The organism is Pseudomonas sp. 05N434, from assembly GCF_056396965.1.
Genome location: NZ_JBFTMK010000157.1, coordinates 1 through 10,078, shown reverse-complemented (window position 1 = coordinate 10,078; position 10,078 = coordinate 1). Strand labels below are relative to the sequence as shown.

Below are 10,078 nucleotides of genomic sequence, written 5' to 3'. Positions count from 1 at the left end.
CTATTGAGTTGACCCACTTCTGGTCGTGGGCCCGCTTGAGTTCGGTAACTAACAGACGTCCCAACCGCCAATCAGTGAATATTCGGCGGCGTTGGTGCACAACCGCTGTGATGAGATAGGCCCGACCCTGTTCTGAACATCGTCCATGGCGTAGCAGATGTGAATATGGTTGTGGATGCATTCCTTGCGCCCTTTTGAAGTTCCCCCTTTGACCCTAGTCCCTATCTCCAAACCTGAATCTGCAACATTTGACTGAAATTTCCGAAAACCATGCAGGATCCAATTGGGAATAGCGCTTTTGTGGCGAGGGAGCTTGCTCCCGCTGGGCTGCGAAGCGGCCCCAATTCCGGACTTGTCTGATAAATACGATTCACCGGGTTTGCGACTGCGCGCAGTCGAGCGGGAGCAAGCTCCCTCGCCACAAGGTAGGTGTCGTCTGAAAGGGTTGAGCTAGACGCATCAACGAGGTAAATGCTGCCTAGGTAGGGGCATGACGATGCACCATTGCTGTGCAATACTCCGTGCGGTTTCAGTGGCGAAAAAACCTGCATAAGCCAGGTAATGCCACTCCGTTCTGCGGGAATTACCCGTTAGTTATCGCTGAATATTGTGTTTTATATAGTGAAAACACCTGTCGTTAGCTTTTTATACTGCACGCCCCGCTGATCTTGGAGGTTTTGTCCTACAAGACGTGTCTGTCCACAAGACAGGCCCGGTTTCACCAGGCGCTGGCCTATCGGTCGGCGCTTCGACACTCGGTGGTCATATCCAATAACAAGACGAGGTTGCACCCCTATGCCAGTCGGCAATCACCTGCCTCACGGCGAGACCGCTCAGGGCGGCCCGCTTAAACGCGAACTGGGCGAACGGCATATTCGCCTGATGGCACTCGGTGCCTGTATCGGCGTCGGCCTGTTCCTGGGCTCGGCCAAAGCCATCGAAATGRCCGGCCCGGCCATCATGCTCTCCTACATCATCGGCGGTCTGGCGATCCTGGTGATCATGCGTGCCCTCGGCGAAATGGCCGTGCACAATCCGGTCGCCGGCTCGTTCAGCCGTTATGCCCAGGATTACCTCGGGCCTTTGGCGGGTTTTCTGACCGGCTGGAACTACTGGTTCCTGTGGCTGGTGACCTGCGTCGCGGAAATCACCGCAGTGGCGGTGTACATGGGCGTCTGGTTCCCCGACGTGCCGCGCTGGATCTGGGCACTTGCCGCGTTGGTCAGCATGGGCTCGATCAACCTGATCGCGGTGAAAGCCTTCGGTGAGTTCGAATTCTGGTTCGCCCTGATCAAGATCGTCACCATCATTGCGATGGTGGTCGGCGGTATCGGCGTGATCGCGTTCGGCTTCGGCAACGACGGCGTCGCCCTGGGGATTTCCAATCTGTGGGCCCACGGCGGCTTCATGCCCAATGGCGTGCAAGGCGTGTTGATGTCCCTGCAAATGGTGATGTTCGCCTACCTCGGCGTCGAGATGATCGGCCTGACCGCCGGTGAAGCGAAGAACCCACAGAAGACCATCCCCAATGCGATCGGCTCGGTGTTTTGGCGGATTCTGCTGTTCTACGTCGGCGCCTTGTTCGTGATCCTGTCAATTTACCCGTGGAACGAAATTGGCACCCAGGGCAGCCCGTTCGTGATGACCTTCGAGCGTCTGGGCATCAAGACCGCCGCCGGCATCATCAACTTCGTGGTGATCACCGCGGCGTTGTCGTCCTGCAACGGCGGCATCTTCAGCACCGGGCGCATGCTCTACAGCCTGGCGCAGAACGGCCAGGCCCCGGCCGGTTTCGCCAAAACCTCGAACGGCGGTGTGCCCCGTCGTGCGTTGCTGTTGTCGATCGGCGCGTTGTTGCTGGGCGTGCTGCTCAACTACATGGTGCCTGAGAAGGTTTTCGTCTGGGTTACCGCGATAGCCACCTTCGGTGCGATCTGGACCTGGGTGATGATCCTGCTGGCCCAGCTCAAGTTCCGCAAAGGCCTGAGTGCCAGCGAGCGTGCCGGCCTGAAATACCGCATGTGGCTGTACCCGATCAGTTCGTATCTGGCGCTGGCCTTCCTGGTGCTGGTGGTCGGCCTGATGGCGTACTTCCCGGACACCCGAGTGGCGCTGTATGTGGGCCCGGCGTTCCTGGTACTGCTGACGGTGTTGTTCTACATGTTCAAGTTGCAGCCGACCAATGTGGCGCAAGGCGCGGTGCGTTCGGCTTCGTAAGTTGTAACGCCAGCCATGCAAAAGCCCCGGTCAGAATGATCGGGGCTTTTGCATTTAAACGGCTGCCACGGGTATCGGCACATTCAACCGCTTATTGAAATCCAGCCAAACCCCCAGCAACGCCATCAATCCGACCCCCAACATTGCGCTGAATAGCTGCATCGCCAATACGTTCCCACCCAAGGCATTGAGCATGTCCGCCAACGGCGCCAGCAACACACCAAAACAAAACACCTCCAGAGAATATCGGCCCATGCGACAGCTTTGTCGCGCCAGCCAGTGTTGCGTCCAGCCCGTGTTCGGCAACAACCTGGCGGTGACGTAGGCGAGGGCGAGGAAGTGCAGCAGACGCGCCGGTGAGAGGTTGGTCTTGCTGATCGGATAGAGCCATTCGCCGAGCCATTGGGGCATGAACGCGTCATGCACGGTCGGCCATTTCCACGACAGCGCGATCATCCCGCTCATTACCAGATAGGTCAGAGCCGCGATGAAAACCGGCTGTCGAGTCAGCGGTCGAGGTTGCGGCGCCCGAGGCCTTTGCCGGTGAATCGCCGCCGCGCCCCCGAGAATAAACAGCAGCTGCCAGGCCATCGGATTGAAAAACCACACGCCCCCGTCGGTGCCCGCCAGGTTCCACTGCAACCATGGCGCCAGCAGGTACAACACCACCGACGGCCCCACCACGTATTCAGCCTTGCGCAGCAGCATCGGCAGTACCAGCGGCAGGCCGAGCAGCAACAGAATGTACAGCGGCAACGGGTCCATCAGGTTCGGCTTGAAGCGCAGCAGCAACTCGTCCATCAACGCCTGCTGCGGATTGCTGAGGAAATACTGCAAGCCCATTTCCTGCACCAGATCGCGGGTTTCCACGTGGCTGTTGGCGAAAAACACGATGCCCATCAGCAGCGCCAGCAAAAAGATGTGCACTACATAAAGCACCCAGGCGCGTCGCAGGATTTTCACCGTGGCGACCATGAGCCCGTCGCGCCGGGCGATCTTGCCGTAGGCCAGCACGGCCGCGTAACCGGCCAGGAACACGAAAATCTCCGCCGCATCGCTGAAGCCGAAGTTACGCACCGTGAACTGCGCGAGCGGGTTCTGCGGCACGTGGTCCCAGAAGATAAAGATCAGGGCCAGGCCGCGGAAAAAGTCGATTCGGTGATCGCGTCCAGACGTCATGAAGGCGGGCTCTTGAACGGGCTGTTGAATAAGGAGTTGCCGGCGCCGCAAAAGAGGGTGCGCCGCACATTGGCGGCGCGCAGGGTGCCGTTATTCACAGGCAATTGCAAAAGGCTGGATATTACCGAATGTCTCAGATGCTTATAGCGAACGGATCGAACGGTGTGGCCATCGGTCTGCCGGACTGTCCGCGCACCAGAACTCCCCATGATGGCATCTGGCGAGCATCTACACTTCGGTTCTCAGGAGTGTGAAACGTGAAGGTTTCGCTGATTGTCCCGGTATTCAACGAAGAGCAGGCGATCAGTCTGTTCCACCAGGCGGTGCGTCGTGAGTTGAAACTTGACCCTTATGAAGTCGAGATCGTGTTCATCAACGACGGCAGTACCGATCAGACGGCTGAGCAGGCCAAGGCGCTGGCCCAGGTCGATGAACAGGTATTGCTGATCAATTTCTCGCGCAACTTCGGCAAGGAGCCGGCGTTGTTTGCCGGGCTGGAGTACGCCACTGGCGATGCGGTGATCCCCATGGACGTGGACCTGCAGGACCCGATCAGCGTCATTCCACGGTTGATTGCCGAGTGGCAAAAAGGTGCCGATGTGGTACTCGCCAAACGCCGGGACCGTGCCAGCGACAGTTACCTGAAACGCCACAGTGCGGCAATGTTCTACCACCTGCTGAACAGGATTTCCTACACCCGTATCGAGGAGAACGTCGGGGATTTCCGCCTCATGGACCGCAAGGTGGTCAATGTGATTCGCGCACTCCCCGAGCATCAGTTGTTCATGAAAGGCGTTCTTTCGTGGGCCGGTTTCACCACCGTGGTGGTGGAGTACGAGCGGGCCCAGCGGGTGGCGGGACGCAGCAAATTCAATGGCTGGAAGCTGTGGAACCTGGCGCTGGAAGGCATTACCTCGTTCAGCACCGTACCCTTGCAGTTGTGGACTTACATCGGCGGCGGCATTTCAATCTTCGCGGTGCTGTATGCGGTGTACATGGTGCTGGACAAGATTTTCTTCGGCAACAGCGTCCCCGGTTACCCTTCATTGATGACGGCCATATTGTTTCTGGGCGGTGTGCAACTGATCGGCATCGGCATTCTTGGAGAGTATGTCGGTCGCATCTACATCGAAGCCAAGCATCGGCCCCGGTATGTGATCAAAGACGTCATCGGCGGCAAAGACCGGGTCGGGCTTTAGCATGGGCAGACTGAGCGATTTTTTCAGCGGCGAAATCGGCCGTCGTCGGGTCTGGCTGTTTTTTCAACTCGCGACGCTGATCTATGTCATTCCGCTGATCCTCGCCGACTATCCCTACATCGATGACAACTGGCGTTCGCTGTCCGCCGGCACGGACTGGGTGGGGCAGGGACGGTTATTCACCGAGCTGTTTTACAACGCGCTGACCTTCAGCGATGCCGCGCCGAACATCTTTCCATTGCCGCTGTTGATCGCCTCCCTGGCCATGACTTTTGCGTTGACCAGCCTGACGTTTCATTACTACCCGCAGCCGACGCTATCCTGCTGCATGGTGGTGTTGCCGCTCTGGTACAACCCGTTCTTCCTGCAGAACCTGTCGTATCAATACGACGGACCGACTAATGCCTTGAGTCTGGTGGCGGTGATCTATGCGATCACGTTTCGTCATCCTTCGCGCATCCTGCAATGGCTGGTGCCGGCCTTCCTGATTGCTCTGGGGCTGGGGCTCTATCAGGTGAGTATTAATGTATTTCTGGGCCTGTGTTGCCTCGAACTGCTCAGGGGCGCGAACGATAAATGGGCCTGGCGGCAATGGTGCGAGTTGATCGGCTGGAAACTCGCCCAGGTGTTGCTCGGCGGCTTGATCTACAGCGTCACCGCTTATCCATACATGGATCAGACCCGTGTTTTGTTCCTGAACTGGGCGGCAGCACCCTGGCTACAACTGGAAATCAACATCGGCCGCGTGCTGGAAAAAGTCGTGCTGCTGTTTCACGGTGGATTCACCTGGGTGTTCGCCGTGCTGCTGTTGTGCGCCATCGCGGGCAGCGTGCAGCTGGCCCGGAACGTGGTGGCACGCCAGGACACGGCGTTGAGAAAAGTGCTGATGGGCCTGGCGTGTGTGTTGACCGTGCCGGTCGTGATTTTTCTAGTGTCGGGGGCTGTGTTGTTTTTCCGGGATTTCAATGAAGGCGCCAGAACCTTGATGGGGTTCGCAGTGCTGTTGGTGCTGCTGTTCTATTTGAGCCATCTGGCGCTGGCACATATTCATGAGCGGCTGACGCTGCTGTTGGTGGTTCCGCTGCTGGCCATGCTTTCGCTGTCCTACGCCTATGGTCGCGTACTGTCGGTGCAGAACACCTTCGCTTCCAGCGCGTTGTTTTCCCTGGGGCATGACATTGCATCCCATCGGCAACTGCGCGAGGCCAAGCGCATATACATGTCGGTGAGTTATTCCGATCACTGGCTGGTGGAGGCTGCAGGCTCGTTCAAGCAGATGCCGGTTTTGCATTATCTGCTGAACATCAACTTCTACATGCTGGCGGAAAACCTGCCGAAAGCGGGCATCACCAACGTGGTCGCGGAGCGGGAGCGACGCAACGCGACGCTGATGGGTTATCAGGGTTATCCACCGCTGGTGGATAACAAGTTCTACAGCCTCTATCTGTTGGGTGACTACGGTTTTATCGTGATGAAAGAGCCGACGCCGATCGCCACGCTTGCGTGGTGAAACGGTGAGCGCTCCTGTGATCTATCTCAAACGCTTGCCATCCGGGGTTGCCGACGGTGCGGGTTTGCTGGGGGTGCTGGCGATCGCATTGTTGGCGAGATTTCACGCCATCACCGTGCCGGTCATCTGGTACGACGAGGCTTACAGCATACTGCTGGCCGAGGGCTCGCCTGCGTACATCTGGGCCACGACGGCTCGGGATGTTCATCCGCCGCTTTACTACGTCTTGCTGCATTACTGGATGGTGCTGTTCGGTCACGGCGTGTTGTCTGCGCGGTCCCTGAGCGCACTGGCTGATGTCGGCACGCTGTTGCTGGGCATTAAATTGATGAGCCTGTTGGCGACGCGAAAGGCGATCTGGATAGCCGCAGTGTTGTTGGCGTTGCTGCCGATATCGGTGCGCTACAGCCAGGAAGTGCGAATGTATACCTTGCTGGGGTTTTGGCTGATGGGGGCGACTGTGGCGCTGGTGTGCTGGGTCAAGGCACCGGATCAAAAGCGTTACCCGGCCGTTTACGTGTTGCTGATGACGGCGGCTTTTTACACGCACTACTTCGCCGCATTGTGCGTGTTGGTGCATTGGCTTTTTTGGTGGCGGGTGCGCAAGGTCCAGGACACGGTCCCCGTACGTGCGTGGATACTGATAAACAGTGCAATCGTCGTGTTGTACCTGCCGTGGGCACCGCCTCTCGTCAGTCAATTGCTGCGAATGGACGGGCTCGAATGGATACCGCCGCTGACCTGGCCGACGGTGCTGACCTTCGTTTGGCAACTGGTGGTGATGGAGGGTTCGACCAGTGACTTATGGCGCGTGACACCCTTGGTTTTGATCATGGTTTGCGCCGCTGCCGTACTGTTCAAGGCACGCAACGAGCGACCCTTCAGTGTTTTGTTGGTGGACTATTTTTTTGTGCCGGCGCTGACCGTGTTTCTGGTGTCGCTGATCGTGCCGGTTTTCAATGCCAGGTACCTGGTATTCGCCGCCGCTGCGTTGCCCCTTATCGTTGCGCTCGCGCTGGACGCATTGAGCCAACGCCACGCTGTCCTTGCTGCTATCGCCATGGTTTTTATTGTCTTGGTGGAAGTGCACGGGCTGTCGGCGATTTACGCACAAACGGATGAGATGAACGGCACCAGCATTCGCAGAGACGCGAAACTGGACGCCGTGGTCGCCGGACTCAGTCGTGAAGCCCATCCGGATGACGAAATCGTTGTGGATAACCTGTATTGGTACTTGCCGTTCATGTACTACAACTCGACAGGCATTCAGCCGAGGCTATACGTCTTCAAAACAGCGACCGGCACCTTGTGGGGAACCGCTGAATATGGTGGCTGGGCACTCATTCCCCGTCACCTGCACTCGATTTTCTTCAATGATTTTTCGACCCTGAAACTCAATGCCAGGAGAGTCTGGTGGGTGACGGGCATTGCTCGTCCTGAGCATGACGCCTTGTTTCCGAAACATTGGAAACAGGTGCTGACGCTAAGGGAAGGGGGCAGTGAGGCTCGTTTGTTCATCGTGGAGGACGCGCCAATCCCTGAGATTGGCGCGCTAACACAGTCTATGCAGCCGCCGCATCATTAGGCTCAAAACTGTCCGCCCGTGCCATCTGCCACATCCGCGAATAAAACTCGCCGTTCACTTCGCCAGTGAGCAATTCCCCCGGTTTCAAGAACACATGCAGCTGCGAGAACAGCTTGATCTCGGTCGCCGACATGCGTCGCACCAGATGCTTGGCCGACAGCTGTGAAGGATGGTCGAGGCCTGCGGCGGCGAGCATTTCGGCCAGGGCCTTCAGCGTATTGCGATGGAAGTTGTACACGCGCTGGGCCTTGTCCGGAACGACCAGCGCGCGCTGGCGCAGGGTGTCCTGGGTGGCGACGCCGGTCGGGCATTTGTTGGTGTGGCAGCTTTGTGACTGGATGCAGCCGATGGCGAACATGAAGCCGCGCGCCGAGTTGGCCCAGTCGGCACCGATGGCCAGGACGCTGGCGATGTCGAAGGCACTGACGATTTTGCCGCTGGCACCGAGTTTGATCTTGTCCCGCAGGTTCAGGCCCACCAGGGTGTTGTGCACGAACAACAGGCCTTCACGCATCGGTACGCCGATGTGGTCGGTGAATTCCACGGGCGCGGCGCCGGTGCCACCTTCCTTGCCGTCGACCACGATGAAGTCCGGGAGGATGCCGGTTTCCAGCATGGCCTTGGCGATGCCCATGAATTCCCACGGGTGGCCCAGGCAGAACTTGAAGCCCACCGGTTTGCCGCCGGACAGTTCACGCAGTTGCGCGATGAAGTGCATCATTTCGATCGGCGTGGAAAACGCGCTGTGGCGCGACGGCGAAATGCAGTCTTCGCCCATCGGGATGCCACGGGTTTCGGCGATTTCCTGGGTGACTTTGTGCTTGGGCAGAATCCCGCCGTGGCCGGGTTTGGCGCCTTGGCTCATTTTGATTTCGATCATCCGCACTTGCGGGTTCTGTGCCTGGGCGGCGAAGCGTTCCGGGTCGAAGCGGCCATCGGCGGTGCGGCAGCCGAAGTAGCCGCTGCCCAGTTCCCAGGTCAGGTCGCCGCCGTTTTCCCGGTGATAGGGGCTGATGCTGCCTTCGCCGGTGTCATGGGCGAAGTTGCCGAGTTTGGCGCCCTGGTTCAACGCGCGAATGGCGTTGGCGCTGAGGGAACCGAAGCTCATGGCCGAGATGTTGAACACCGATGCCGAGTACGGTTGGGTGCACTGCGGACCGCCGACCATCACCCGGTAACTGCTCGGGTCGCTTCGAGCAGGTACTGGCGGATTTCCGGGCGAATGCCCTCCMCCAGATAACGGATATTGCCCAGGATCGGGTAATTACGGCGCACCGCATGAGGGCTTTGCAGCAGGTCGAACAGGCCCACCAGGCTGAGGACGCCGGTGACGGCGGCGATCGGCCAGAGCCAGTCGTATGCCAGGAAGGGCAGGCTGGCGAGGGTGAATATCACACAGACGGCAAAGAAGGCGTAGCGGCTCAGGAGTGACAGGCTCATACGGTTTCCTTGGGTTCGGACTCGGTCATGTTGGACCGTGGTATACAGGCTTTTGTGGCGAGGGAGCTTGCTCCCGCTCGGCTGCGCAGCAGTCGCAAAACCTGCTGACGGGATTTGTCTGACTGAACGCATTGCCTGTTTTGGGTTCGCTTCGCGATCCAGCGGAGCAAGCTCCCTCGTCACAGAGATTTCCTGTGTTAGCACAGAGCGTCAGGCATTCTGCGCCTGGAGAATAAACGAAAACAGCCTGGATTGAGATTTGATCCCTTGTTCGGCTGGTCAGACAGCCGCTTTCGATTGGCGCACCGGCAGCTCGACCCGAAACGTGGTACCCACGCCGACTTCGCTGCGTACCGAAATGTCGCCCCGGTGTTTTTTCACGATGCCATAGGACAGGGACAACCCGAGCCCTGTCCCCTGGCCCACCGGTTTGGTGGTGTAGAACGGGTCGAATATCTTCTGCAGGCATTCCGGTTCGATGCCTGATCCGGTGTCCGCGACTTCGATCGACACCGTTTCACCTTCAAGCCCGGTACGCAGGGTGATGGTGCCCCGTTCCGGCCCCATGGCCTGAGACGCGTTGACGATCAGGTTCATGATCACCTGATTGATCTGCGACGGCAGGCATTCGATGTCAGGCAGCGTTTGATACTCCTTCACCACATCGGCCTTGTACTTGAGTTCATTGGCGACGATGTTCAGCGTCGACTCGATGCCCTGTTGCAGGTTGGTCCACTGCCATTCCTGATTGGAGTCGACGCGGGAGAAGTCCTTCAAGTCTTTGACGATCTGCCCGACCCGATTGATGCCGTCCTTGGACTCCTTGATCAGCAGCGGAATGTCTTCGCGCAGAAACTCCAGCTCGACCTTTTCCCGGAGCTGGCCGAGACGTTCGAGGACCTCGCTTGAGGTAATGGCCGCCTCCGCCTCCCGATAGGCATCGAGCAT

Annotated in this window: 6 protein-coding genes and 2 pseudogenes; 4 read left to right on the top strand and 4 right to left on the bottom strand. The window is 58.5% G+C overall.

Annotated elements, in window-relative coordinates:
* A pseudogene (locus tag AC1DLB_RS12580) lies at positions 1 to 181 on the bottom strand (REP-associated tyrosine transposase); the annotation flags it as partial.
* Between the two features lie 614 nt (positions 182 to 795).
* Here AC1DLB_RS12580 and AC1DLB_RS12575 point away from each other — a divergent pair.
* Positions 796 to 2,217: an amino acid permease gene (locus AC1DLB_RS12575; RefSeq protein ID WP_477785072.1), complete on the top strand. Its 1,422-nt coding sequence runs from the start codon at positions 796 to 798 to the stop codon at positions 2,215 to 2,217.
* 54 nt (positions 2,218 to 2,271) lie between these two features.
* Here AC1DLB_RS12575 and AC1DLB_RS12570 read toward each other — a convergent pair whose 3' ends face one another.
* Positions 2,272 to 3,396, bottom strand: a complete 1,125-nt coding sequence (locus tag AC1DLB_RS12570; RefSeq protein ID WP_477744518.1) for an OpgC family protein — start codon at positions 3,394 to 3,396, stop codon at positions 2,272 to 2,274.
* Between the two features lie 257 nt (positions 3,397 to 3,653).
* Here AC1DLB_RS12570 and AC1DLB_RS12565 point away from each other — a divergent pair, with 257 nt between their 5' ends.
* Genes AC1DLB_RS12565 through AC1DLB_RS12555 form a run of 3 tightly spaced genes read left to right on the top strand, consistent with a single transcriptional unit; the run spans position 3,654 to position 7,690 of the window.
* Positions 3,654 to 4,595, top strand: a complete 942-nt coding sequence (locus tag AC1DLB_RS12565; protein WP_018926640.1) for a glycosyltransferase family 2 protein — start codon at positions 3,654 to 3,656, stop codon at positions 4,593 to 4,595.
* A 1-nt stretch (position 4,596) separates the two neighbouring features.
* Complete coding sequence (locus tag AC1DLB_RS12560) at positions 4,597 to 6,105, top strand: glucosyltransferase domain-containing protein (RefSeq protein ID WP_477744519.1); 1,509 nt, start codon at positions 4,597 to 4,599, stop codon at positions 6,103 to 6,105.
* Positions 6,095 to 7,690: a glycosyltransferase family 39 protein gene (locus tag AC1DLB_RS12555; RefSeq protein WP_477744520.1), complete on the top strand. Its 1,596-nt coding sequence runs from the start codon at positions 6,095 to 6,097 to the stop codon at positions 7,688 to 7,690. The genes AC1DLB_RS12560 and AC1DLB_RS12555 overlap by 11 nt, the downstream gene beginning before the upstream one ends.
* Here the strand turns inward: AC1DLB_RS12555 and AC1DLB_RS12550 are convergent.
* Both AC1DLB_RS12550 and AC1DLB_RS12545 read right to left on the bottom strand, forming a co-directional pair.
* Positions 7,668 to 9,130: pseudogene (locus AC1DLB_RS12550) on the bottom strand (FMN-binding glutamate synthase family protein). The gene AC1DLB_RS12555 and the pseudogene AC1DLB_RS12550 sit on opposite strands and share 23 nt — an antisense overlap.
* 279 nt (positions 9,131 to 9,409) lie before the next feature.
* Positions 9,410 to 10,078 (bottom strand): ATP-binding protein (locus AC1DLB_RS12545; RefSeq protein ID WP_477785071.1); only part of this gene is annotated, 669 nt, incomplete at its 5' end.

What these genes read in the sequence shown, in the direction of transcription:
- AC1DLB_RS12570 (WP_477744518.1), bottom strand. Translation starts at nt 3,396, where the DNA reads ATGACGTCTGGACGCGATCACCGAATCGACTTTTTCCGCGGCCTGGCC.
- AC1DLB_RS12560 (WP_477744519.1), top strand. Translation starts at nt 4,597, where the DNA reads ATGGGCAGACTGAGCGATTTTTTCAGCGGCGAAATCGGCCGTCGTCGG.